At 37.0% G+C, this 24,138-nt stretch carries 23 protein-coding genes; 11 read left to right on the top strand and 12 right to left on the bottom strand.

Annotated elements, in window-relative coordinates; all coding sequences use genetic code 11:
- Positions 1-13 precede the first annotated feature (13 nt).
- The 7 genes from hscA to FY048_RS06000 all read right to left on the bottom strand — a co-directional run bounded on the left by hscA (position 14) and on the right by FY048_RS06000 (position 5,770).
- The gene (hscA, locus tag FY048_RS06030) at positions 14-1,873 is read right to left on the bottom strand and encodes a Fe-S protein assembly chaperone HscA (protein WP_446090519.1); all 1,860 of its coding nucleotides are present in this window, start codon (positions 1,871-1,873) and stop codon (positions 14-16) included.
- 38 nt (positions 1,874-1,911) lie between these two features.
- A complete protein-coding gene (gene hscB, locus FY048_RS06025) occupies positions 1,912-2,430 on the bottom strand; it encodes a Fe-S protein assembly co-chaperone HscB (protein ID WP_252608308.1) in 519 nt (172 codons plus the stop codon).
- A gap of 84 nt (positions 2,431-2,514) precedes the next feature.
- Positions 2,515-2,835 (bottom strand): iron-sulfur cluster assembly protein IscA, encoded by a 321-nt coding sequence (gene iscA / locus FY048_RS06020; protein ID WP_238611192.1) that lies wholly within the window; start codon positions 2,833-2,835, stop codon positions 2,515-2,517.
- Between the two features lie 30 nt (positions 2,836-2,865).
- Complete coding sequence (gene iscU / locus FY048_RS06015) at positions 2,866-3,252, bottom strand: Fe-S cluster assembly scaffold IscU (protein ID WP_252608307.1); 387 nt, start codon at positions 3,250-3,252, stop codon at positions 2,866-2,868.
- Positions 3,253-3,319: 67 nt separating this feature from the next.
- The gene (locus tag FY048_RS06010; RefSeq protein WP_446090518.1) at positions 3,320-4,537 is read right to left on the bottom strand and encodes an IscS subfamily cysteine desulfurase; all 1,218 of its coding nucleotides are present in this window, start codon (positions 4,535-4,537) and stop codon (positions 3,320-3,322) included.
- Position 4,538: 1 nt separating this feature from the next.
- Positions 4,539-5,012, bottom strand: coding sequence for an Rrf2 family transcriptional regulator (locus tag FY048_RS06005; RefSeq protein WP_016138261.1), 474 nt, complete (start codon positions 5,010-5,012; stop codon positions 4,539-4,541).
- 110 nt (positions 5,013-5,122) lie between these two features.
- A complete protein-coding gene (locus FY048_RS06000) occupies positions 5,123-5,770 on the bottom strand; it encodes a hypothetical protein (RefSeq protein ID WP_446090517.1) in 648 nt (215 codons plus the stop codon).
- Between the two features lie 208 nt (positions 5,771-5,978).
- Here FY048_RS06000 and FY048_RS05995 point away from each other — a divergent pair, with 208 nt between their 5' ends.
- From FY048_RS05995 to FY048_RS05985, 3 genes are all read left to right on the top strand, one after another.
- Positions 5,979-6,434, top strand: coding sequence for a phasin family protein (locus FY048_RS05995; protein WP_446090516.1), 456 nt, complete (start codon positions 5,979-5,981; stop codon positions 6,432-6,434).
- Between the two features lie 168 nt (positions 6,435-6,602).
- Positions 6,603-6,875 (top strand): HU family DNA-binding protein, encoded by a 273-nt coding sequence (locus FY048_RS05990; RefSeq protein ID WP_001043034.1) that lies wholly within the window; start codon positions 6,603-6,605, stop codon positions 6,873-6,875.
- Between the two features lie 131 nt (positions 6,876-7,006).
- On the top strand, positions 7,007-8,872 hold the full coding sequence (locus FY048_RS05985; protein WP_446090515.1) for a SurA N-terminal domain-containing protein: 1,866 nt from the start codon (positions 7,007-7,009) through the stop codon (positions 8,870-8,872).
- A 48-nt stretch (positions 8,873-8,920) separates the two neighbouring features.
- On the opposite strand, the gene FY048_RS05980 is transcribed toward FY048_RS05985, so the two are convergent.
- Positions 8,921-9,865 (bottom strand): AraC family transcriptional regulator, encoded by a 945-nt coding sequence (locus tag FY048_RS05980; RefSeq protein WP_446090514.1) that lies wholly within the window; start codon positions 9,863-9,865, stop codon positions 8,921-8,923.
- A 189-nt stretch (positions 9,866-10,054) separates the two neighbouring features.
- Between FY048_RS05980 and FY048_RS05975 the strand changes: the two genes are divergently transcribed.
- Positions 10,055-11,275 (top strand): alkane 1-monooxygenase, encoded by a 1,221-nt coding sequence (locus tag FY048_RS05975; RefSeq protein ID WP_446090513.1) that lies wholly within the window; start codon positions 10,055-10,057, stop codon positions 11,273-11,275.
- Between the two features lie 108 nt (positions 11,276-11,383).
- On the opposite strand, the gene FY048_RS05970 is transcribed toward FY048_RS05975, so the two are convergent.
- The 4 genes from FY048_RS05970 to FY048_RS05955 all read right to left on the bottom strand — a co-directional run bounded on the left by FY048_RS05970 (position 11,384) and on the right by FY048_RS05955 (position 16,034).
- Positions 11,384-12,589 carry an acyl-CoA dehydrogenase family protein gene (locus FY048_RS05970; RefSeq protein WP_446090512.1) on the bottom strand — a complete coding sequence of 402 codons (1,206 nt, stop codon included), beginning with the start codon at positions 12,587-12,589 and terminating at the stop codon, positions 11,384-11,386.
- Positions 12,590-12,612: 23 nt separating this feature from the next.
- Positions 12,613-13,896, bottom strand: a complete 1,284-nt coding sequence (locus tag FY048_RS05965; protein WP_446090729.1) for an acyl-CoA dehydrogenase family protein — start codon at positions 13,894-13,896, stop codon at positions 12,613-12,615.
- Between the two features lie 229 nt (positions 13,897-14,125).
- Positions 14,126-15,499 (bottom strand): ABC1 kinase family protein, encoded by a 1,374-nt coding sequence (locus FY048_RS05960; protein WP_446090511.1) that lies wholly within the window; start codon positions 15,497-15,499, stop codon positions 14,126-14,128.
- Between the two features lie 232 nt (positions 15,500-15,731).
- Positions 15,732-16,034, bottom strand: a complete 303-nt coding sequence (locus FY048_RS05955; RefSeq protein ID WP_004792622.1) for a hypothetical protein — start codon at positions 16,032-16,034, stop codon at positions 15,732-15,734.
- Positions 16,035-16,224: 190 nt separating this feature from the next.
- On the opposite strand from FY048_RS05955, the gene ybaK reads away from it, so the two are divergent.
- From ybaK to FY048_RS05920, 7 genes are all read left to right on the top strand, one after another.
- Positions 16,225-16,692 carry a Cys-tRNA(Pro) deacylase gene (gene ybaK, locus FY048_RS05950; RefSeq protein ID WP_446090728.1) on the top strand — a complete coding sequence of 156 codons (468 nt, stop codon included), beginning with the start codon at positions 16,225-16,227 and terminating at the stop codon, positions 16,690-16,692.
- Positions 16,693-17,336: 644 nt separating this feature from the next.
- Positions 17,337-19,484 (top strand): bifunctional mannitol-1-phosphate dehydrogenase/phosphatase, encoded by a 2,148-nt coding sequence (mtlD, locus tag FY048_RS05945; RefSeq protein ID WP_446090510.1) that lies wholly within the window; start codon positions 17,337-17,339, stop codon positions 19,482-19,484.
- A gap of 105 nt (positions 19,485-19,589) precedes the next feature.
- Positions 19,590-20,216 carry a 2'-5' RNA ligase family protein gene (locus FY048_RS05940; protein WP_446090727.1) on the top strand — a complete coding sequence of 209 codons (627 nt, stop codon included), beginning with the start codon at positions 19,590-19,592 and terminating at the stop codon, positions 20,214-20,216.
- Positions 20,204-20,722 (top strand): bifunctional adenosylcobinamide kinase/adenosylcobinamide-phosphate guanylyltransferase, encoded by a 519-nt coding sequence (cobU, locus tag FY048_RS05935; RefSeq protein WP_446090509.1) that lies wholly within the window; start codon positions 20,204-20,206, stop codon positions 20,720-20,722. Before FY048_RS05940 ends, cobU begins: the two co-directional genes overlap by 13 nt.
- Position 20,723: 1 nt before the next feature.
- Positions 20,724-21,779 (top strand): nicotinate-nucleotide--dimethylbenzimidazole phosphoribosyltransferase, encoded by a 1,056-nt coding sequence (gene cobT, locus FY048_RS05930; protein ID WP_446090508.1) that lies wholly within the window; start codon positions 20,724-20,726, stop codon positions 21,777-21,779.
- Positions 21,772-22,371 (top strand): histidine phosphatase family protein, encoded by a 600-nt coding sequence (locus FY048_RS05925; RefSeq protein ID WP_446090507.1) that lies wholly within the window; start codon positions 21,772-21,774, stop codon positions 22,369-22,371. Before cobT ends, FY048_RS05925 begins: the two co-directional genes overlap by 8 nt.
- A gap of 124 nt (positions 22,372-22,495) precedes the next feature.
- Positions 22,496-24,055 carry a histidine-type phosphatase gene (locus FY048_RS05920; RefSeq protein ID WP_446090506.1) on the top strand — a complete coding sequence of 520 codons (1,560 nt, stop codon included), beginning with the start codon at positions 22,496-22,498 and terminating at the stop codon, positions 24,053-24,055.
- Positions 24,056-24,138 lie beyond the last annotated feature (83 nt).

The following is a 24,138-nucleotide window of genomic DNA, read 5'->3' as shown; positions in this document are numbered from 1 at the left end:
ATCACCTATACCTTTAGTTTGAATTTGACCAATCTTCAAGTTTTGTACCTTTTAAGGCGTGGTCAATATGTCGATTCATACGTAGTGCGGCAAAAGCATCACTATGTACTTTAAGTTGTTCTACAGCTTTTTCAATTGCTTGAATATCATTGCCTTCAAGCTGTACTTTCAGCAAATTTTCAGCAGTTTTAAGTGCTTCAAGCTGCTCATCATTAAGCAAATCGGCATCAACTTTGAGAGCTTGTTCTAAAGCTTCAAGTTCACGTTGTGCTTCAACTTTAGTTTCTTTTAAATGACGCAGGTTTTTATCTTCTTCCGCGTGTTGGAAGCCTTCAATTAATAAGCGTTCAGTATCAGATTCTGATAAACCATAAGATGGTTTAATATCAATTTGAGCCTGTACACCTGAAGTTGTTTCACGAGCCGAAACAGTGAGTAGGCCATCTGCATCTACCTGAAAGGTAACTTCAATGCGTGCTTGACCAGCAGTCATAGGGGGAATGCCGTGAAGGACAAATCTTCCTAATGAACGACAATGTTCTACCAAATCTCGTTCACCTTGAACTACATGAATAAGCATGGCTGTTTGGCCATCTTGATAAGTTGTGAATTCTTGACGACGAGCAACAGGAATAGCGGTATTACGTGAAATAAGACGCTCTACTAATCCACCCATGGTTTCTAAGCCAAGTGAAAGAGGGGTTACATCTAAAAGTAATGAACCGTCTTGACTGTTTCCAATTAATTGGTTGGCAGTAATCGAAGCACCAATTGCAACTACTTCATCAGGATTGATCGTACAAAGTGGTTCTTGATTAAATACATTACGAACTGCTTGCTGAACAGCATAAGAACGGGTAGAGCCACCAACTAAAACAACATTCTGAATATCAGTTAACTCAAGTTTGGCATCACGTAAAACACGTTTACAAACACTGATTGTTTTATCTAAAGCAACTTGAATAATGCTTTCAAAAGTTGGGCGATCAAGTGTTAGTACGTTTTCAAGTAGTTTTAACTGAACTGATTCTTGCGTAGATAGCTGTTCTTTCGCTTGACGAGCAGCAACAATAAATACTGCATAAGTTTCATCGTTAAGAGTATCGATATTGAGCTGCTTTTTAGCCCATTTAACAATGAGACGATCTAAATCATCACCACCTAAAGCAGTGTGGCCGCCTGTCGCTAATACTTCAAAGACACCTTGTGAGAAACGCAAGATTGATACATCGAAAGTACCACCACCTAAATCATAAATTACATAGTTATGATCTGTAGCTAAATTAGTTTCTTGGTCTAAACCATAAGCGACAGCAGCAGCGGTTGGCTCGTTTAATAAACGTAATACATTTAAGCCAGCAAGTTGTGCAGCATCACGAGTTGCTTGTCGCTGAGCTTCATCGAAATAAGCAGGAACAGTAATGACGGCTCCATTTACTGGATTCTGCAAGCTAGTTTCAGCACGATCTTTTAATTGTTTTAAAATTTCAGCAGAAATTTCAACAGGGGTTTTACGACCAGCGCGTGTTTCAAAAGCTGGCATCTCATTTTCAGAACCCATTAATTCATACGGATGCTGAAATTTGATATCTGCTTTTGAACGACCCATAAAGCGTTTTACAGAAACAATTGTATTTTTAGGATCGGCAATAAGGAAAGGCTTTGCTTCTTCCCCATAGTGAGTTACATCATTTCCATAGTGCACAATAGAAGGAAGGAGTCTTCTTTCTTTTTCGTCATTGAGTACTTTAGGTTTGCCTGATAACACTGTCGCAACTAAAGAATGTGTTGTTCCTAAGTCGATACCAATCGCAATGCGGTGTTGATGTGGGGCGCTGGATTGACCCGGTTCAGCAATTTGCAAAAGTGCCATGAGTTAAATCCCTTGAATATAATTTGGAAAAAGCAAAATTAAAAATCGTCGTCTAAATCAAAGTTGTCTTCGTCATCCAACATTTGATCTTCTGCTTTTTCAATATCGTTAAGAACGCGCTGAAAGAAACGTAATTTACGTACAGTATCTCGAGCTTCACCCCAGTCTTCATCTGAGTAATCAATTTTAAATTCGCGAACTAAACTTTCTATCCACTGAAGCACTTCTTGTTTAAGAGTGCTTAGATGCTCTTGTGAGGTTGCTTCATCAAGTTGTTCACGAAGTTCCAACGCTGATTGTAAGAACTCAAAATCGCTAATAGATTGATCGAGGTGATGGTCTTGCTTTTTTAATGCTAAAAGATAAGCGGCGCGGCTGTCTATTTGCGATAGTGTTTTAAAAGCTTGATTGATTTCACTTGATTTGATCAAAGCCTGATTTTTATCTTCTGCTTTATCAGGATGATGTTGCTGCTGCAAATTCAAGAAACTAGATTTTAAGCTCGCCAAATCGATATCGAGTTCTACGGGTAAATTGAACAACTCAAAATGATTCATTAGAAAGGAGGTCCACGTTAATTAAATACATTAAAACAGTGCTATAAAAAGTCACTGTTTTAATGAGAGATGGAAGGAGAAGGGTTATACAGTGAAAGACTCACCGCAACCACATTCACCTTTTTTATTGGGATTGTTAAATTCGAACCCTTCATTAAGGCCATTTTTGACGTAGTCCATTTCTAAGCCTTCTAAATACACGTGACTTTTTGGATCTACAAATACCTTAACGCCAAATTGTTCGAAAACTTCGTCATGTTCGTCGATAGAATCAACAAATTCAAGAACGTAAGCCAATCCAGAACAACCAGAAGTTTTCACACCCACGCGAATGCCTTCACCCTTACCTCGGTTTTTAAGGTAATTGCTAATATGAGTCGCAGCATTTTCAGTTAAATGAATCATGAAAACTCCAACGTTTACAGTAATAACAAATTAAGCTTTTGATTTCTTAGTGCGATAATCTTCAATCGCAGCTTTAATCGCATCTTCAGCTAATACAGAGCAGTGAACTTTTACTGGTGGAAGAGCAAGCTCAGTTGCGATATCAATATTCTTGATTGATTGAGCTTCATCAAGAGTCTTGCCTTTTAACCACTCAGTTACAAGTGAGCTAGAAGCAATTGCAGAACCACAGCCATAAGTTTTAAAGCGTGCTTCTTCAATCACACCGCTATCGTTTACTTGAATTTGTAAACGCATCACGTCGCCACATGCTGGTGCACCCACCATGCCTGTACCTACATTTTCAGAGTTTTTATCTAAAACGCCAACATTACGAGGGTTTTCGTAATGATCAATTACCTTTTCGCTATAAGCCATTTCGCTTCTCCAAACCTCGGGGTCAGCCTAATATTAATATGAGGGTAAAAACACTAATTTCAATGAATTAGTGTTCAGCCCATTCAACTGTAGAAAGATCGATACCTTCTTTGTACATATCCCAAAGCGGAGAAAGTTCACGTAATTTCTCAACAGCGGCTTTGGTAATTGTAAGCACATGGTCAATATCTTCTTCAGTCGTGTATTTACCAAAACTGAAGCGGATTGAGCTGTGTGCTAGCTCATCAGATAGACCTAATGCGCGAAGAACGTATGAAGGCTCTAAGGTTGCAGAAGTACAAGCAGAACCACTTGATACGGCTGCATCTTTAAGTGCCATCATTAGAGATTCACCTTCAACAAAGTTAAAGCTGACATTTAAATAGTTAGCAACGTTTTGAGTTGGATGTCCGTTTAAGAAAACCTGTTCAAGGCCTTGTAAACCATTCCAAAGTTTGTCACGTAGTTTACGAATACGTTCTTGTTCTGCGTGCATTCTTTTGCCAGCAATTTCAAAAGCTTCACCCATACCAACAATTTGATGAGTCGCTAAAGTACCAGAACGCATACCACGCTCATGACCACCGCCATGAATTTGTGCTTTTAAACGAACACGTGGGCTACGACGTACATATAATGCACCGATACCTTTTGGACCATAAATTTTATGAGCAGAGAAACTCATAAGATCAATTTTCATTGTAGATAAATCAATTTCAACTTTACCAGCAGCTTGTGCAGCATCTACATGAAAGAAAGTTTTATTGGCACGTGTTAATTCACCAATTGCTGCTACATCTGTAACTGTACCGATTTCGTTGTTTACCATCATAAGAGAAACAAGAACAGTATCAGGACGAAGGGCAGCTTTTACCATTTCAGGGGTAATTAAACCAGTTTGTGGTTCTGGTTCTAAATAAGTAATTTCAAAACCTTGATCTTCTAATTCACGACAAGGATCTAGAACAGCTTTGTGTTCAATTTTACTTGTAATAATGTGCTTGCCTTTAGATGCATAAAATTGTGCTACACCTTTTAGGGCAAGGTTATCTGATTCAGTTGCACCAGAAGTCCAAACGATTTCACGTGGATCAGCTTTGATTAAATTTGCAACTTGCTCACGTGCATATTCAACTTTCTCTTCTGCCTGCCAGCCATAAGCATGGGAACGAGATGCAGCATTACCAAAGGTACCGTCGAAAGTTAAACACTCCATCATACGTTCTGCAACTTGCGGATCTACTGGAGTGGTTGCTGCGTAATCAAGATAAATTGGACGTTTCATATCAAATACCTGTACCCGATAAAAGAGCTGAATCTATGCCAGTCACATTTTGGCGTAATGCAACAGTTTGAACGTTGTCTCGGCTAATGAGGTCGGCAAGAGAGATTTTTGCTAAATAGTCGGCAATATGATGAGAGAGTTCTTGCCATAAATCGTGTGTGAGACACATTGCACCATTTTGGCAGTTAGCTTTGTGGTCGCAACGTGTTGCATCAACAGTTTCATTTACAGCTTCAATAATTTCTAACACAGTAATTTCATCAGCATTTCGAGCCAAATGATAACCACCATTTGCACCACGAACGCTAGAAACTAAGCCATGACGCTTAAGTTTTGCGAATAACTGTTCTAAATAAGCAACTGAAATGGATTGGCGAGCGGCAATTTCGGCGAGCGTGATCGTTTGTTCAGTTGGCTGCAAAGCTAAATCAAGTAGAGCAGTCACTGCGTAGCGACCGCGAGTTGTAAGGCGCATGATTCGATACACATGTTAAGACTAGATAATAGGATTTTATGAATCCCGACTAAAATAGTCAAGTTTTTTTATTTTTAATTCAAGTGCAGGAACAAAAGGGAAAAATTAATTTAAGCAACCCACAAATTATATATGAAATAAACAATAAATATTAGACTAATTATACCAAAGGCGAAGTTAATATTACGTTGACGCTGCTGTAAGCGAGTAATTCGATTTTGATGTTGTTTGATTTCGACATGAAGTGAATTGATTTCTGAACGTTGTTGATCAATTTTTTCAAGCAATGGGGCAATTCGTTTACGTGAAGCAAGAGTTTCAGCTTCATCATCAGGGGTGTTAAACCATTGCTTCCAGTCAGCTAATAGTTTAGGCAGAGTAAGATGAGAAATTAAATCCAATAACTCTTTTTTGGTTTCTGCATCACCATCAATACGCATGTTTTTAAGACTGCGCTGGTTTGAAAAAGCGAAAATCTTAATCAAATCGATAAGTGTACTATTGATTTCAAGATCAATACGTCGGTCAAAAGAGTGGATGTCGAACAATAAACCCTTTTCTGTAAATTGAACATAGAAGTCAAAAAAAGGAAGGTAGCTATTGATACGAACAGTTGTTTTGTTTGAAATAAACTTTTTCGCTTGCAAGCGAAGAACACCATCGTGGGTGAGAATAAATGAAAAGAAAGTTTCTAAAATAATTAGAACAATATTCAGCAACAGACGGGGGTGTTTTTGTCTTTGTTGCGTTTCACTCATAAAAGTTTATCCTTACAAATAGCAGTTAACCGAAGAATGGGACATCCTATCCCAAACTTTAATAAATGTCCTGTTAAATATATTTACATGACTTAATTGCTTTGTAGAACAGTTTTGTAAATGGATCAAGTCTTTACTTTGATATTATAGAAATATTTTGTGGTCAAATCAGTCATCATCTCTCTCATCTGATTAGGAGCTTAGATCAATGGATAATGCAAATATAGATACACAGGTAGAAGAGTTGGAAGAAAAAAATAAACTAAAATCAAGAGGTTCAAGAAAGTCAGCCTTGGATTTTAGAAAGTATACCAAGCAAATTTGGTTAGCTGGGCTAGGAGCTTTTTCACGAGCAGAAGAAGAAGGTAACAAGCTATTCGACTCTTTGGTTAAGGTAGGGGAAGAGCTAGAATCTAAAACTGGCGATTTAGCAGATAACACTGTGGGTAAAGTTACAGAAAAAGCAAAAGAATCTGTATCTGAAACAAAAGATAAAGTAGAGAAAATTCTTGATACTAGTGTTAACCATTCTTTAAACCGAATTGGATTGGTCACTCCGAAGGATTTACAGCACATTGAACAGCTCTTAGTGCAGCTTCATATTAAGGTGGATGCTTTAATAGAAGAAAACCAGCAATTGAAAGAAAAATTGAATAAAAAGTAAAAAATGTTGGGATTTAGCAAATATATAACAGTTTTTTAGCATTTATTTTCGCTAAAAGCCCTGCTCTAGTATTGCGTTTTCCCCCAAAGCATTGCTATAAAGGCGTCATGGCCTTTTAAACTATAGCCTTGGACCTTAAACAAACGATATTAAGAGGATGTTTTATTCATGAATAAATCAGAATTAATCGATGCAATTGCTGAAAAAGGGGGAGTATCTAAGACTGATGCAGGCAAGGCACTCGATGCGACAATTGCGTCAATTACTGAAGCACTTAAAAAAGGTGACACAGTAACTTTAGTCGGTTTTGGTACTTTCAGTGTTAAAGAGCGTGCTGCACGCACTGGTCGTAACCCTAAAACTGGTGAAGAGCTTCAAATTAAAGCAACAAAAGTACCTAGCTTCAAAGCTGGTAAAGGTCTTAAAGATTCAGTAGCTTAATCTTTTAAGATGATTAAACGCGCCAATATAGGCGCGTTTTTTATTAAAAATCTGAATTGACCAATATTGCTCATTCATTGATTGTGGTTTTTCAGTTAAAATTCTCCTCGAAATAAAATATTGGAATACTTATGGAATCGTTTCGTACAGTCATTAAGGGTTGGCTCGGCAAAGTCCTTCTAATTTTGTTTTTGACCCCTTTAGCACTTGTAGGTATTGAAGGATATTTTAATAGGGGAAACAAGGCTGATGTTGCAAAAACAGTAAATGGCCAAGAAATATCTAAAAAAGACCTCGAAACTTTAACTCAGTCTTACAAAGAACAATATTTAGCTGGAGTTAAAGGTGATGAAAGTTTACTTAATTTGCCTGTTATTCAGGCTAAAGCACTCGATATTTTAGTGTCACGTAATTTATTAATTCAACAAGCTGAAAAATTAGGTATTTCACTGAGTGATACTCAAATTGAGCAAATGTTAGCTCAGCAGCCTAGTTTGCAAGAGAATGGACAATTCTCGCAAAAACTCTATGAAAATTATTTACGTTCTATTGGTATGACAAGTCAGGGCTTAATCTCTAGCCTTCGTCAAGATCATGCTTTAAAAATGCTAACGTCAACTTTTTCTGATTATTCTCTCGTAAGTAAAGTTGATTTAATGCAAATTGCGAATTTGCAAACTGAACAACGTACATTACATTTGGCTAGTATTAAATTAGATGGTTATAAAACAGGTTTAACTGCATCGAATCAAGAAGCTACAGATTATTACAACAAACACCAAAATGAGTTTAAACAACAGGCTTCTGTTGATGTGGATTATGTTGTTCTGTCTCCATCAATGATGGCTAAACCAGCTCCTGCAACTGAAGTTGAACTTCAGCAAGCATATAGCAAGTTCGTTGAAACCCAGAAAAAAGATGCTAAACGCACTGTGAAGCATATTTTAATTACGACTGATGCTCGTGATGATGCAGCGGCTCAAAAACTTGCTAAAGAAGTATATGTAAAAATTCAAGGCGGTCTTACATTTGCACAAGCTGCATCTCAGTTCTCTGAAGATCCAAGTTCGAAAGCAAAAGGTGGTTTAGTTGAAGCATATGCACCGGGTGTTTTTTCCGATGCGTTTGATAAAACTGTAGTTAGCCTAAAAAATGGACAAGTTTCTCAACCAGTAAAAACTCAATATGGTTATCATATTATTGAGGCAGAAACTCAAGCTAATCAAATCCCTTCATTTGAAGCTGAGAAGGCGCGTTTAACGGCTGAGGTTGAAAAGAATAAAGTTGCAACTGTTTATTCAGATACCGTAAACAGTTTAAATGAAACGATTGTTGGTAATGATTCTTTAGAAGCTGTTGTGCAAGAAGTAAAAGGTACAAAAGTTGAATCATTAAATGGCGTAACTTTAGCTACACAAAATCCATATTTAAGTGATCCAAACGTTAAAATTAAATTGTTTAATGATGACGTGAAAAATGGTGACCGTAATGCATCGTCTAATATTCAGTTAGCGAATGGTGATACGGTATGGGTTAAAGTACGTGATTATCATGCTGCTGGTGTAAAACCTTTAGCACAAGCGATGAATGAAGCGAAAGCAAAAGTTATCGATGAAAAAGCGCGCAAAGCTGTTCAAGCAAAAATTGCTACAATGTTAGCTGAATTTAAAACTCAACCAGCAGATCAAGTTGTTGCTAAAAATAAAGTGGCATTTGAATCGGCTGGCGTATTTAGTCGTTCACAAGGATTAAAGCGTGAAATTGAGCGTGCAGCATTTAGTGCAGCTACACCTAAGCCAGGTATGTGGTCTGTTACGACAGCAAATTTACCAAATGAGCTGGTTGTTGTTGCGGTTTCAAATGTAAATTCATCTGCTGCAAATGCTATTCCTGCTGATCAGTTACAGCAGTTAAAGCAACTTTATCGTCAATCACGTGGTCAACAGATATTGGAAGATTACAGTCAATATTTAAAATCGCATGCGAAAATTAAATAATAATTTGATTCAATAAAAAAAGCGCCGAGGCGCTTTTTTTATTGGTAGTTAATCTAAGCTGTGTCCAATATATTGCTGTCTATATTGTTTAGGAGATAAATCAAAAATTCGTTTAAACGCCTGACTAAATGCTGTTTCAGATGAATAGCCAACCTTATTGGATATTTGCTGAATTGATAAGTTACTTGTGCGTAAATACTGACTGGCTAAACGAAAACGATAATGCTGTAAATAAGTTAGAGGTGGTTCACCAATAATACTGCTAAATAAGTTTGCAAATTTAGAACGTGACATACAGCATTGTTCAGCTAAAGATTCAACTGTCCATGTGACTTCAGGTTGGCTATGAATAGCTGATAATGCATTGCTCAGTTTGGGATGAGTTAAGGCGCTTAACCAGTTTTGTTGATCCGTCATCTGTTGGATATGATCACGAATGCATTCAATGAGCAAAATACTGACTAAATGATCAATAATTTTGTCATGACCCGGCCTGATTTTTTGAGTTTCGATTGCTAGAAAATAAAGTCCAATTTGTAGCCATTCAGGTGGATTGGTTTGATTCTCATGTTGAATATGCATAATGGATGGCAGGGCATTAATGAGTGGCCCAGCCATATGAGTATCGATTTGGCAGCGTAAACATAGCAATAATGTATTATCGGGAGATGAAGTACCAAATTCGATAGCGTCTTGTCTATGACCATTAAAAAGCGAAGTGATATCCAAATAATCTACCAACTTACTCGCTGTTGATTTTGAATCAGTTGCACTATGTGCTTTCCCCGAAGGAATTAAAATAATATCGCCAGCAGTCGCAGTTATTTTTTCTGAAGCGTTAAGTTGAATATATACTGAACCAGTTAAAACAATATAAGCAAGTAGAGCAGATTGATCTTGTGTTTTAAAAGCCCATTCTCCTTGCGCTTTTAAATAGATGTATTCAGACTTATTAAGGTGAATATCATCAAAAAATTTACTTAGTGCATCCATATTTAAATGATCAATCATTATTTTAATAAAATTATAGTGAGCTACAAGAATACATCAACATGTGTTTTTAGGACAGAAAAGTGGAAGAAAATGCCAAAGACTTTAACATAGGTTTTTTGGACGGTTACTACTGTTAACTAAACACTATTTCTTTAACTATATAGACATATAGAAAAAGGAAATATAGCTATGAATGCACCAGTAAATGTTCAGCAAGAACTTATGCCAGTGCCTGCGTCTATGCGTGAAATAGATCGCAAACGCTTTTTATGGATGATTAGTCCTGCTTTACCTGCTATCGGTTTGGGTATTTTAGCTGGTTATCAGTTTGGTCCACGTCCTTTGAAGAAAGTCTTCGCATTAGGTGGTCCACTTTTATTACATGTCGTGATTCCTGCAATTGATACTATTATTGGGAAAGATGCTCGAAATCCGACAGATGAAGAAATTAAGCTTTTAGAAAAAGATCCATATTACTCGCGTCTTGTGAAGAGCTTTATTCCTCTACAGTATGCTGCAAATGTTTATGCATGTTATTTAACAAGTCGTAAAACGACATCATTTATTGATAAGGTTTTACTTGGTATTTCAATGGGGGCAATCAATGGTATTGCGATTAATACAGCCCATGAGTTAAGTCATAAGCCTGATCGTATAGATCATATTTTGTCTCATCTTGCTTTAGTTCCAACTGGCTATAATCATTTCCGTATTGAGCATCCTTACGGTCATCATAAGCGTGCAGCAACACCAGAAGATCCAGCTTCTTCACGTATGGGTGAAACCTTCTATGAGTTCTGGCCACGTACTGTTATTGGTTCTTTTAAATCGGCAATAGAAATTGAAAAAAGTCGTTTAAAACGTAAAGGTAAAGAATTCTGGTCTTCAGATAATGAATTATTACAAGGCTGGGGAATGACTGCTGCTTTTCATGGCTCTATGGTTGGAATCTTTGGCAAAAGTACAATTCCATATTTAGCAACACAAGCATTTTATGGCATTAGTCTTTTTGAAATTATTAACTATATTGAGCATTATGGTTTATTACGTCAGAAAAAAGAAAATGGTCAATATGAGCGTACAATGCCAGAGCATAGCTGGAACAATAATAACGTAGTAACAAACTTGTTCTTGTACCAGTTGCAGCGTCATTCAGACCATCATGCTTATCCGACTCGTCCATTCCAAGCATTACGTCATTTTGATGAAGCACCAGAGCTACCAAGCGGTTACGCAAGTATGCTACTACCAGCATTAATTCCTTCATTATGGTCTAAAATAATGGATAAGCGAGTTTTTGATCACTATAAAGGTGATTTAAACAAAGCAAATATTTCACCAAAACGACGTGCAAAAATCTTTAAGAAATTTGGTGTAGTTGATAAAGCGTTAGAGAGTGCAACTGAATAAATAAAAATATTAATTCCTGAAATATGAAGCCCTTTAGTTTAATCGCTAGAGGGCTTTTTAGTTTTTGACATAAAGCTAATAAAAGAAGGAAAAAATTTCCCTTAATTATTATTTTAGTTCACTAGAAGATTTACCCAGTTCTCGGCGTGCAATAATCAACTGCTGGATTTGCTGAGTACCTTCAAAGATATCGAGAATTTTTGAGTCGCGTGCCCATTTCTCAAGTAACTCATCTTCGTTATAGCCAACGCTTGCAGCCAGTTCGACACATTTTAAAGTAATCTCGTTACCTACACGACCAGCTTTCGCTTTCGCAATAGAAGCTTCTTTAGAGTTTGGCTTTTTGTTATCTGCCATCCACGTTGCTTTTAACATGAGTAGGCGAGCAGCTTCCCACTCAGCTTCCATACGGTAAATTTGCGCTGCAAGATTAGAAGCATGCAGGTAAGGGGTAGAATAGTTAGGGTCGAGTTGGTCTTTAAAAATCTCTTTGATACGTTCGAGTGAAGCTTTAGCACAACCAATTGCCATTGCCGCGACTAGAGGACGAGTGTTGTCAAAAGTTTCCATTACTCCAGCAAAACCTTTAGCGACGTCTACTTCGGCATTACCTAAAAGGTTTTCGGCTGGTACGCGGCAATCAATAAAACTAATCACTGCTGTATCTGAAGCTTTAATTCCTAATTTATGTTCGAGACGTTCAACTTTCATTCCAGGCGTACCTTTTGGTACCACAAATGATTTAATTGCTGCACGTCCAAGTTTACGATCAAGCGTGGCCCAAACGACGACAGAATCTGCACGTTCGCCAGAGGTCACAAAAATCTTTTCACCATTTAAAATATAGTCATTGCCATCTTTGGTTGCAGTGGTTCGGATAGCAGCAGAGTCAGAGCCGCATCCTGGCTCAGTAATTGCCATTGCCGCCCATGTTCCTTTGAACCGCTCTAATTGCTCATCATTTGCCACAGCAGCAATTGCTGAGTTCCCAAGCCCCTGACGTGGCATACTTAGCAATAAGCCAGTATCGCCATAACACATCTCAATAATTCCAAGAGCGGTCGACATGTTGGTTCCGTTACGAATACCCTCACTGTCTGTATCACCGCGCTTTCCAGCCCCTGCAGCTCCAGCATTAATACCTTCGCCACCTTCATTCATGCCATCAATCAGAGAGGCGAGCATATCTAGCTCTTTTGGATATGCATGCTCAGCTTTATCATATTTACGAGAAATAGGGCGTAGAACATTGATCGCAACATCGTGTGCCTGATCAATCATCATTTTGAATTTTTTAGGATTTTGTAAATTCATTAAAGTATCCTCTGATTGATCATTTAAGCATGTAAGCCAGATTGTAAAATTGCAGTAGCCCGTAAATCACGGTACCAGCGTTCAACGGGATGTTCTTTTGTGAAACCATGTCCACCAAGAATTTGCACTCCATCTGTACCGATTTTCATCGATTTTTCAGCACAAAGTAGTTGGGCTAGATAAGCTTCACGGTGAAATGGCTTGCCTGACTCTGCAAGGCTTGCTGCGTTTAAAATCAACATACGCATTGCATCAATTTCAATTGCCATATTTGCAATCATGAAAGCGACACTTTGGCGATGAGAAATTGGTTCACCGAATGCAGTTCGTTCATTGGCATATTTAATACAATAAGCTTTTACAGCTTCACATGTACCTACAGCCATTGCACACCACATTAAATTGCCCAAATCTAAGAAAGCTGTGTAATCAAAGTCTGTTGCACCTAAGCGTAGAGCAGGAGTGTGATTAAAGTGAAGAGTTGCGGTTTCTGTGGCTTTAAGACCCATGGCCGGAGTATTTTTAATTGAAATTGTGTCACCGCATTGCACGACAAATACGTCTGGCTTGCCGTTAAAGTCTGCACTTACTAAAAATACATCAGCTAAATCACCTAAAATCACTAATGTTTTTTCGCCATCAATAAAAAATTGATCATTTTCGAGTGATGCTTTGGTTTTTAAAGCATAAGGATTAAATGCCGGAGTTACTTCTTGAACTGCAAAGGTTGCTGTAATGTCTGAGTCTTCTGCAAAACATGGAAGGTACAGTGACTGAACTTCAGCAGAACCCCAGCGTGTGATTGCATTAATGACGCTAAATGTACTGAGTAATCCTGCTGTAAGGCTAAAATCACCTTCAGCTAGTTTTTCAGCTATTAATAGATTACTTACAATATTTTGTTCGGCCGCGACACCACCTAATGCCTCTGGAAGTGCATAGTAATTAAGACCTAGATCTTCCACATATTGCCAAAGGCTTTCTGGAAACTGAGCATTCTGGTCAGCTTCATGTGCTAATCCTAATAAAACCTCTTGAGCAAATTGAGACATTGCATCAGAGGTCATTTGTTGTTCTTCAGTTAGGCTTAAATCAAATAGATTTTTTTGTTGGCGAGGTAATCGCTGTTGGGAGATCTGTTTTGGTTTAAATGCTTTTTGAGTCTGGCTTAATGCTTTAAAACCAGCTTTTGAACCTTGATAAAGAGATTTTTCAACAAATTTACGCAACTTGAGTTGATCAAGTACATCGCTTCCAGCCAATCTGGTGATCAGCGATAAACCCAAACCCTGAGCTTTATTGATCATACTTGTCATGATTATGGTGTCCTAACACGTTGTTATTGTTTTATGCTGACACGCCTCATATTAAAAAACTATGTCGTTACTGACATTCGAAAAATGAGTAGATAAATGGCAAATAGAAAATAATAAAATTATAAGTTTTTGATTTTATGTGTTTAAAATTATTTAATTATTGGGGGCGTTGAGCGGTATTGACTAGAATGACATGGAATCATTCTAGTCCTTTATTAAATTAAGCAAAGTTACGAATCATACGTCGCACATTTGTTTTTGCATCAATAACCGTCATAAATGTATAGGCCCCAATAAACTTACGGCTAATAAACATAAATTCTTTTGGAGGAACTGAGAAATAACGTGATGCCATCGATTTACTTGCTTGCTGCATAACACGGCTATGTAACTGACTTTTCTTCCAGTCATAGCGTTCATGTTCATCCATAAGGCCAGCTGGCATGTCTGGATTATTTGCAGGGGTACTAAACGCTTCTGTCGCGATTAAAAAGACATCGGCCATACCGGGTTTAATACTTTCAGGCATTGCCTCAAAAAACTCATATCCAGTCATTGCTTGGACCATCGCATTTTTATCATGCTGATAACCAGCCTGAATTAAATTACGTGCAACTGATAACAAGTGTTCATCAAACTGACGGATAGCACCAAAATCTAATAATACAATCTTATCTTGAACATCTTGGCCATTACCTAAACGAACAAGGTAATTACCAAAGTTAGGGTCGGTTTGCATTTCGCCCCATTCAAAAATTTCACGAACTGCAATTTCGAGTGAAGCTTCACCAAGCTGATTACGACGCTCTTGAGGTAAAGACAACATCACAGGGCTGTTGATTGGAACACCGCGTTCGAAAGTCATGCAAAGTACTTGATTGGTGCAGTATTCATCTACAATTGTCGGAACAATATAACGCTCGTCATCTTTTAAGCGTTCACTGAAGCGACGGGTAGTGGCAGCTTCAACATCATAGTCAACTTCGCGATGCATCATTTCACGTACTTCATCAAACCACTGATCGAATTCACGAGTTTGTGGCACCATACGTGTCAGTTTAAGCATGTTTTTAAACAAGCTCATATCTGAATCAATTGCATTTGCAACGCCAGGATATTGAATTTTTAGAACTAATTCCAAGCCATCTGATTTACGTGTTGCACGGTGCACTTGTGCGAGAGAGGCGGTGCCAATTGGCTCATGATCAATCGTTAAATCATTTAATTTAGCGCCCAATTGCTCTTGTAGATGTGGCTTAATTGCAGGCCAATCTAAGGCAACGGTTTGGTTATTTAGGGTATTTAATGCTTGTGTAATCTCTTCTGGTAAAAAGTGTTCACCATAAAGAGCCATCATTTGGCCAATTTTAACAATAGAACCCTTAAGTTTACCTATTTCAGAAACCAGATAGTTAGCTTGTTCGCTCATCGCTTTTTTGCGTTTCTTTTCTTTTTCTTCTTCATTAGAAAAAATAGAAGAAGCACTTGCAGTTGCCCAACGTGTTCCTGCAAGTAAAGAAGCTTTCGCGATTGATAAGCGTCGATCCATGGAAGAAGTTTTTAAACTCTTAAGCTTATCTTTCTGATTTGACATGAAAATAGAATCCTATGCGCATCATGCAGCCAAACGCTGTGATCTAAAATTGTAACGAATATTACATGTTTTGAGCGTATTAAAATAGTTCTCTCAGACTGAATGATAGGTCGAAATTACCATCTTTATTTCATTAATACACAAATAGCCTAAGCAATATGGAAATTTAAGAAATTAACATCTTTCAGATAAGTAAAACTAAAATAAAACGGATCTTTGATAACAAAACGGATTACATTTTAAATTGAATCTTTAATTCAGATTTCTGCATCAAATGAAGGCGATTAGTCTGAATATGTTGCAATAACATCTGTTTGACTGAATCATGCATAAAACCAAGTGCGTGCGCTTTTACAATAATGATGCTCGGCAGGGTATAAAAGAAATACTTAACATCATCAAGAGTTGCGTTATTAAAAATCCCTTGTTCAATTAGCGTCTGCTGCAAAAACTGTTTTTCATTTAATACAGAATCTGAAGATTCATCCCAAAAACGGTGACGCATCGCCATCAGATTGTTGTGTTTATAACTCATAAAATTGTCAGCTCAGACTTCAAATCTAAATAAAATATATGGAGTCGGGCAACGAATATCAAGTTGAGATTATTTTTTCTTCAGTTGCTGTTTGAATTTTTATGTAACTCTTGTAAATAGCCTAAGCAAATTTAAAAATTTTTCTAAAAAAACTATAATCGAAATAATTTCATCTATAACACCACTTATCATGACTCCTGCATGTAGATTGTTAAAAAGTAATAAAATCGAATTTTCTATTCATGAATATGAACATGATTCAAATGCCAAAAGTTTTGGATTAGAAGCAGCCGAAAAATTAGATTTAGATGTAAACGAAGTATTTAAAACTCTAATGGTAAGTGACGATAAAAATTATTTCGTTGCTGTCTTGCCAGTTAATCACCAATTAAATTTAAAAAAAGTAGCTACGGCGTTTGGATGTAAAAAATTACAGATGGCTAATCCTAAAGATGCCGAACGTTTAACAGGATATTTAGTAGGAGGGATTAGTCCTTTAGGCCAAAAGAAACGATTAAAAACTGTCATTGATGCATCAGCTCAAAACTTTCGAAAAATTTATGTAAGTGGTGGAAAAAGAGGGCTGGATATTGGTTTAAATCCAAAAGATTTAGCTCAGCTTTTAAATGCCCAATTTGTTGATGTACTTGATCAATAATAATGGTTTAGAAACATAGTTTAAGAACCAATCGTTTTTCTAGCTACATTTAGAAAATACTTTGTTGAGAGGTATTACTTGTTGTAGAACTTTTTTTCAAAAAAGAATAGAAGAACAAATAATAAAAAAAGCTTGAACTATTAAATGAAAATGATTATCATTATTTTTAATGGCGGTGTAGCCATTTCCTATGAAGGAGCAAAGAAATTGATTGTAATATCAATCTTATATTCTATTAGTTCATGCTCATTTCTTATGAATTTTAGAGTTATACCAGAAGCACCAACAATGAGGATAGCGAAAGGTGAGTTGATTTCTGGTATGTGACACCTGCGAGACATTATAAAAATATGCGGGTTCAAGTAGCGGTAAATGGAACTAAGAAAAATAAATACGATCAGCGCAACAAAAAGAATAAATCAAGAGCGGCAAGCGAGGATGGCTTGCCGTTCTTGCATTTACAGTTAGCTTCATACTTATTTATATTGTTCAACCTTTTTAGAGTTTTAACTCTGCTCAGTAACAGATCTCTTATATTTTTGATTAAAAAATAACCACTAATGTTTCATTTATTAATATCCTGCCTTTTTAACCAATTTTTTGTATACCCTGAATAAAACATGATCAAAAAAAGAGGTAAAAGCGTGCTTATTTTTCATGGAAAACCTGTTCATGGAGCAATTTTTGATATGGATGGGACAATGTTTGATACTGAGAGGTTACGGTTTCAAACATTGCAACAAGCATCTCAAGAACTCATTGGACAGGAATTTTCACACGAATATTTAATGCAATGTTTAGGTTTAAGTGCAACTACTGCTGAACAATTGGCTCAACGTTTATATGGCGTAAATGTTCCCTATAAAGAAATACGAAAAAGAGCCGATGAGATGGAACTCGAATATATTCGAAAACACGGCGTACCGATTAAAAAAGGTTTGGTTCAAGTTTTAGAACGTTTACGAAAATCTGGTTTAAGAATGGCTGTTGCGACTTCAAGCCGTAGAGCAATTGCCGAAGAATATTTAATTAATGCGAATGTTTATAAGTTTTTTGATGTGATTACCTGTGGTGATGAAGTAGAACAAGGAAAGCCGCATCCTGAGATCTTTTTAAAAGCTGCTAGTCAACTTCACTTGGATGCTAACCAGTGTCTTATGTTTGAAGATTCTGAAAATGGTTTAACTTCGGCTCACACTTCAAAAGGTTTGACGATTTTATTAAAAGATATTAAAGAACCAAATGATGAAATGCTGGAAAAAGCGCATTTTTATTATGATCAGATGTATGACTTCTTAACAGATCTCGACCAATTTATTCCTGTTATGGATATGCCACAAGTACAAGAACCTTTTCCTCAAAGTCTAAATCAGCTTACGGTAGGAATACATGGTTTCGGTGCTATTGGCGGTGGTTATGTAGCACAAATCTTGTCGCATTGGGATGGATACACAAAACCGAAGAGAATTATTGCTTCTACACGAAATAGTCTTTTCCGCGAAGCTGTGAATGCATTTGGAACTTATAGTATTCGCTATGGTCAATTTTCTTATGATGAACGTATTGAGAATATGACCATTGTTGATTCTGACAATGAGCAACAAATGCTAGAGATGTATACACATTCAAGTTTGATTGCACTTTGCTTACCTGAACAAGCGATCGAAGCTGAGTCGAAAATGATAGCAAAAGGATTATATGCTCGTTTTAACTCGCCACTTGAAACATGTATTGAACCGTTAACCTTTCTGATTATTTTAAATAAAGTCGGTGCGAAATATTTGGTTATGAAGCATCTTAGAGAAGCTCTACTAGAGTTAACTAATGATGAAGACGTGACGGAGCATATTTTAAAAGAACATTACTTTTGCGACACCGTTGTAAACCGCATGGTTTCAAAACTATCTAATCAAAATTTATATCGTCAACTTCGTATTAAGCATCACTTTCTTGAACAGCATTTATCTGATGTGGAGCATGAAGAACAAGTCGAAATTGAAGATTGCAATAAACTGACCCAAGGCCAGCAAAATCAAGCATCTTTATATGTTGATAACATGCGCCGTAATTTCCAGCCAGGTCATATATTACAAAGCATGGACCTAATTCTGTTTCATAGCGAAACGGATATGCCAATTTATGTAGAAAAAGGCAGCCCTTTACTCGAAAAGTTACGTCAAGTTGTCTTGGTTAATCAGATTACAGACATTCAATTAATCAAAAACCGATTATGGAATGGCGTGCATGCCATGCTTGCTTGGTACGCATCTTTACTAGGTTATGAGTCTATTGGTGTTGCCATGGGTGATCATTCAGTTAAAGCATTTGCAGAAAACTTAATTAGAGAAGTAAAGCAAGGGCTTGCAATTGTATTACCTAACTATGCAAAAGATCTGGATCGCATGGCACAAAGCTTTCTAGACTCATGTGAATATGCTTTTAAAGACCCTTGTCAACGAGTTGCAAGAGATCCACTTCGTAAATTAACTCATAATGAAAGAGTAATTGCGTCAATTGAGGTGAATATCGGTCATGATTTGCCCTATAAAAATCTATTAAAAGGCGCTGCGCTAGGGTATGCCTATGCGATTCAATATTTAGAAATTGAAGAGGCTGATGCGATGAAACATTTACAGCAGCAAATTCAGAAATTGGATATGAGTGCTTCCCAAAAAAGACAACTTGAAGTTGAGTTAACGCAATTAGTTCAATATTTATTTTCTGAACAAGGCAAACAGCCTTTAAATATGAATATTACCAACTCCAAAAGTACGCGTACTCAATATGCTTAAGTTCGTTTAATGAATTAGTACTCTACATTTAAAAGGCAACCATGCTTTAATACAAAAATTGAATGATTTTGAATTAAAGCTGTGCTGCTAAAACCTTCGACGTTCATGGTGCCAACATCTATACGGGATTATCCCGAATGGCATCTTGGGCGCCAAAATTATGCTTTATGGTATTTAGAAATTAATGATCAAAAAATAGTTGATTATTTAGATGCTTTGCGCGCGCATTTTTCAGAATTTTTATTAGAACCCAATAACCGTCAATATCATATCACGCTGTTTATATGTGGATTTTTAAATCACGAAACCAGAACCTATAGTGATGACTTTAGTTTGAGTGAATTTGAGCAGCAAAGAAAAATCTTAAAAAAAGAAGATTTTGCTCCGTTTCAACTAAAAATTGGTTCTGTTGATAGCTTTAGTAGCGCTTTATTTGTTCAAATCCAAGACACCGAAAATATTTTATCTCAAATACGCCAAAAGTTAGGTTTAGTTTCTAACGAAATTGCGGCTTTAGAATATTGTCCGCACATTACATTGGGGTTGTATAAAAAAGACTATAGTAGTGATTTGATTTTGCAAAAAATTTCTCAATTGCCTGTACAATACAAACACGCTGAATTTAGTCTTAAAGTTAAGCATTTAACGTTTGGTTATTATCAGGCTCAAACTTTACAGGGTAAGTTATATCCATCTCAGCATTTGTTCTTAGGTGATTCATGTTACAACTGATTTTGGGTGGAGCCCGTTCTGGCAAAAGCCGTCTCGCTGAACAAACAGCAATAAATACGCAATTAGCTGTCACTTATGTTGCTACGGCGCAAGCACTTGACCCAGAAATGCAAAGCCGAATTGAACACCATCAAAATCAGCGTCCTGCTCATTGGTCTTTGGTCGAAGAACCATTATATTTAGCAAATGCTCTACAAAAAATTGATAGTCCTAATCAAATTATTTTGGTGGATTGTTTAACGCTTTGGCTAACCAATTTGTTACTTTTAGATGATCAAAGTGTTCAACAATTTGAGTGTGAGCAGCTGCTAAAAGTTTTACCTACGCTTGAGTCAGAAGTTATTTTAGTAAGTAATGAAACGGGTTTAGGCGTTGTGCCACTCGGTGAGATAAGTCGACGATTTGTAGATGAAGCAGGCAGACTACATCAAGCTCTAGGGCAAATTGCAGATAAGGTTGTGTTTTGTGTAGCTGGTTTTCCAATGATTTTAAAAGGTGAGAAGTAAAATGAACTGGTGGTTAGAATCTGTACAGCAACCTAATTTGGATGCAAAACAACAAGCAGAGCAACATCAACTCCAACTCACAAAACCTACTGGTGCCTTAGGTGATTTAGAACTGATAGCAGTTAAACTTGCCAGTTTACAGTCAAATGCACATCCACAAGTTAACCATCCATGGATTACGATTTTTGCGGGCGATCATGGCGTGGTGGAAGAAAATATTTCTGCATATCCTCAAGCCGTAACCCGTCAAATGCTGCAAAACTTCACGACGGGTGGGGCAGCAATTAGTGTCATTGCCAAATATCATCAAGCTCATTTGCAAGTAATTGATTGCGGTACCGTAGGTGAAGCGTACGAATACGCAGGCGTTGAACGTCATTGTATCCGTGCTGGTACGGCAAATTTTGCCAAACAAGCTGCAATGAATACTGAAGAATGTCGTGCTGCTCTAGATTTAGGTAAAAATAGTGTAGACACGGCTAAAGCCAACGGTTCAGATATTTATATTGCGGGTGAAATGGGAATTGGAAATACCTGTTCTGCTTCTGCCTTAGCATGTCTTTTATTAAATGATACTGCGGAGCAATTAACTGGAGTAGGGACAGGAATTGGTGCCGATCAGTTAAGACATAAAATTGAAGTAATTGAACAAGCAATCGAGCTTCATCATAAACATGTTACGGGTGATGCGTTCAAAACATTGTGTGCAGTTGGTGGATTGGAAATTGCGGCAATTGTAGGTGCTTATATTCGATGTGCACAGATGGGCTTACCTATCATTGTCGATGGTTTTATTAGTTCAGTAGCTGCTTTATGTGCGGTACGAATGAACCCTAAAGTACGTGACTGGATGTTATTTGGCCATCAATCGGCAGAGTATGGTCATCGCCGTATATTACAAGAACTCAATGCAGAGCCGATTTTAAAAATGAATTTACGGTTAGGTGAAGGCAGTGGTGCGGGTACTGCCTTATCATTAGTTAAAATGGCATGTGTATTACACAACCAAATGGCTACCTTTGCTCAAGCTGCTGTAAGCGGGGATAAAATTGGGTAAATTCAGGATTGATTTGCTCAGACATGGCGAGAGCCAATATAGCCATACTTTACGTGGCCATTTAGATGATGAGTTAACGGAAAAAGGTTGGCAGCAAATGCAGTCAACCATTGAGCAAGTTTCAAATCAGTCATGGGATGTCATTATAAGTTCTTCACTAAAACGTTGTGCTTGTTTTGCTGAGCAATTTGCAAGGACAACTCAGTTACCTTTACTTTTAAACCACGACTTAAAAGAAATGTATTTTGGTGAGTGGGAAGGTATCTCAACTCAGCAAATTTATGAAACCTCACCAGAATTACTGGCAAATTTTTGGGAAAAACCGAGTCAATATTGTCCACCGCGTGCAGAAACATTAATGCAGTTTCAAACAAGGGTTCTTAAAGGCTTTCAGGAACTACTTGTACAGATGCAAAACCAAAACTGGCAACATGGACTGGTTGTTACCCACGGTGGTGTGATTAAGCTATTGGCTTGTTTAGCCAAGCAACAACCTTTAGATGATTTACTGAAAATGCCAGCAGAGCTTGGGAAATTATATTCATTCGAATTTTCTGAAACAGATGGTCAATTAACTTTCATGTTGAGATAGCAACCTTATATTTCGATACACATGTAAGTTATTATTTTTATAAAGATATTTGAGTATTTGTAATAGAACTGTCATTGCTAAAAATTAAGCTATTGGCATTTCTTATTAATTACTCATCTGACTTATGAATATTTTATTTAAAACGACTGTGCTTGCAGCATCATTATTACTTGTGGCTTGTAACAATAATGATGATCAAACAACTGCCCCAACAAACTCATCAAAATATTATCAAACCAAAACACCTTACCAACCACAACAAGAAATAAAAAACTATGAAACAGCACCCAATGGGTTCCAGCCAGTTTTTACAGAATTAGTGGCACGTCACGGTTCAAGAGGTCTTTCAAGTCTAAAATATGATTTGGCACTTTATAATTTATGGAAACAGGCAAAAGCAGAAAATGCCTTAACACCATTAGGTGAACAATTAGGCGCTGATTTAGAAGCAATGATGAAAGCCAATATCTTATTAGGCTATGGCGTAGAAGGAATTCGCCAGTACGGTTATGGAAATGAAACCATGACTGGTATTTTAGAACACCGTGGCATTGCAGATCGTTTATTACAACGCTTACCAAGTCTTTTAAATTCGCAAGCATCTATATTAGTACAAAGTTCTGGGGTAGATCGTGCAGTAGATAGTGCTAAATTCTTCACTGCTGAACTCATTAAACAACAACCGCAACTTAAAGATAAAATTGTGCCAACATCTTATACCAATTTATCGAGTGCAAGCGTTCCAACTGTTGAAGATGGTGGCGTTGATCGTTTTAAACTTTATTTTCATAGTTTGAATGCAGATGAAGACTTGACTCAACCACTTAGTCCTAGCCAACAAAAAATTTATGATGCTAGTCAGGCCTATCAAGATTTTGAAGAAAATAATAAAGATTTAGCCCAAAAGTTAGATGAGTTATCAAAAAATACAGAAGCTGAAAAAACTGCCCAAACTGTACTTAATCCGATTTTTAAAGCAGACTTTATTAAAAAGCTGGGCACAACAGGTTATAGCTTTAGCAATACCGGATCCTTTACGGTAACTTCACCAAAAGGTGAGCAAATTACAGAAAAAGGTAAGGGTAAAAATACAATTGCGAGTGCAGTTGATGCAGCAGCTTATATTTATGAGCTCTATTCAATTTCTGGTGGTATGAAAGATGAGTTAAAAGGTATCGATTTTGATAAATATATGCCGTTAGATGCTGCAAAATTCTACGCTGAATTTAATGATGCAAATGATTTTTACGAAAAAGGTCCAAGTTTTACAGAGTCAAATCAAGTCACAAGTGAAATTGCTCAAGGACTTAAACAGGACCTGTTCCAACAAGTTGACGCCGTGGTGAATAAAGCCCAGCCTTACAAAGCAGTTTTACGGTTTGCCCATGCTGAAATTATTATTCCTTTGGCAACCAGCCTAGATTTACATAATATGATGCGGCCTTTACCACTACGTCAGACTTATAATTATTCTACTAGCTCATGGCGTGGTGAAGTAGTTTCACCTATGGCAGCAAATGTCCAATGGGATATTTACCAAAATAGCCAAGGCAATACTTTGGTAAAAGTGCTTTATAACGAAAAAGAAACTTTGTTCAAATCTGCATGTAACTATGCACGTTATACACCAACTAGTTTTTACTACGACTACATTAAATTGAAACAGTGCTATCAAATGCAATAGATTTTCAGTTTTTGAAGTCTTTAATGGGAATAGGGATTGCTATTCCCATTTTTATTTCTTCATAATCTAATTTGTTTTCAAAT

It is taken from the genome of Acinetobacter sp. 1124_18A (assembly GCF_052824995.1).
This window is presented reverse-complemented; position numbering and strand designations above follow the sequence as displayed.

Bases quoted from the DNA above. Each gene is read 5' to 3' on its own strand.
- FY048_RS05960 (WP_446090511.1), bottom strand. From the start codon at position 15,499: ATGTCAAATCAGAAAGATAAGCTTAAGAGTTTAAAAACTTCTTCCATG.
- FY048_RS05970 (WP_446090512.1), bottom strand. From the start codon at position 12,589: ATGAATTTACAAAATCCTAAAAAATTCAAAATGATGATTGATCAGGCA.
- FY048_RS05955 (WP_004792622.1), bottom strand. From the start codon at position 16,034: ATGAGTTATAAACACAACAATCTGATGGCGATGCGTCACCGTTTTTGG.
- hscB (WP_252608308.1), bottom strand. From the start codon at position 2,430: ATGAATCATTTTGAGTTGTTCAATTTACCCGTAGAACTCGATATCGAT.
- FY048_RS05920 (WP_446090506.1), top strand. From the start codon at position 22,496: ATGAATATTTTATTTAAAACGACTGTGCTTGCAGCATCATTATTACTT.
- FY048_RS05985 (WP_446090515.1), top strand. From the start codon at position 7,007: ATGGAATCGTTTCGTACAGTCATTAAGGGTTGGCTCGGCAAAGTCCTT.
- FY048_RS05995 (WP_446090516.1), top strand. From the start codon at position 5,979: ATGGATAATGCAAATATAGATACACAGGTAGAAGAGTTGGAAGAAAAA.
- FY048_RS05965 (WP_446090729.1), bottom strand. From the start codon at position 13,896: ATGATCAATAAAGCTCAGGGTTTGGGTTTATCGCTGATCACCAGATTG.
- iscA (WP_238611192.1), bottom strand. From the start codon at position 2,835: ATGATTCATTTAACTGAAAATGCTGCGACTCATATTAGCAATTACCTT.
- hscA (WP_446090519.1), bottom strand. From the start codon at position 1,873: ATGGCACTTTTGCAAATTGCTGAACCGGGTCAATCCAGCGCCCCACAT.
- cobT (WP_446090508.1), top strand. From the start codon at position 20,724: ATGAACTGGTGGTTAGAATCTGTACAGCAACCTAATTTGGATGCAAAA.
- FY048_RS06005 (WP_016138261.1), bottom strand. From the start codon at position 5,012: ATGCGCCTTACAACTCGCGGTCGCTACGCAGTGACTGCTCTACTTGAT.
- FY048_RS05980 (WP_446090514.1), bottom strand. From the start codon at position 9,865: ATGGATGCACTAAGTAAATTTTTTGATGATATTCACCTTAATAAGTCT.
- ybaK (WP_446090728.1), top strand. From the start codon at position 16,225: ATGACTCCTGCATGTAGATTGTTAAAAAGTAATAAAATCGAATTTTCT.
- FY048_RS06010 (WP_446090518.1), bottom strand. From the start codon at position 4,537: ATGAAACGTCCAATTTATCTTGATTACGCAGCAACCACTCCAGTAGAT.
- FY048_RS06000 (WP_446090517.1), bottom strand. From the start codon at position 5,770: ATGAGTGAAACGCAACAAAGACAAAAACACCCCCGTCTGTTGCTGAAT.
- FY048_RS05990 (WP_001043034.1), top strand. From the start codon at position 6,603: ATGAATAAATCAGAATTAATCGATGCAATTGCTGAAAAAGGGGGAGTA.
- iscU (WP_252608307.1), bottom strand. From the start codon at position 3,252: ATGGCTTATAGCGAAAAGGTAATTGATCATTACGAAAACCCTCGTAAT.
- FY048_RS05975 (WP_446090513.1), top strand. From the start codon at position 10,055: ATGAATGCACCAGTAAATGTTCAGCAAGAACTTATGCCAGTGCCTGCG.
- FY048_RS05940 (WP_446090727.1), top strand. From the start codon at position 19,590: ATGGTGCCAACATCTATACGGGATTATCCCGAATGGCATCTTGGGCGC.
- cobU (WP_446090509.1), top strand. From the start codon at position 20,204: ATGTTACAACTGATTTTGGGTGGAGCCCGTTCTGGCAAAAGCCGTCTC.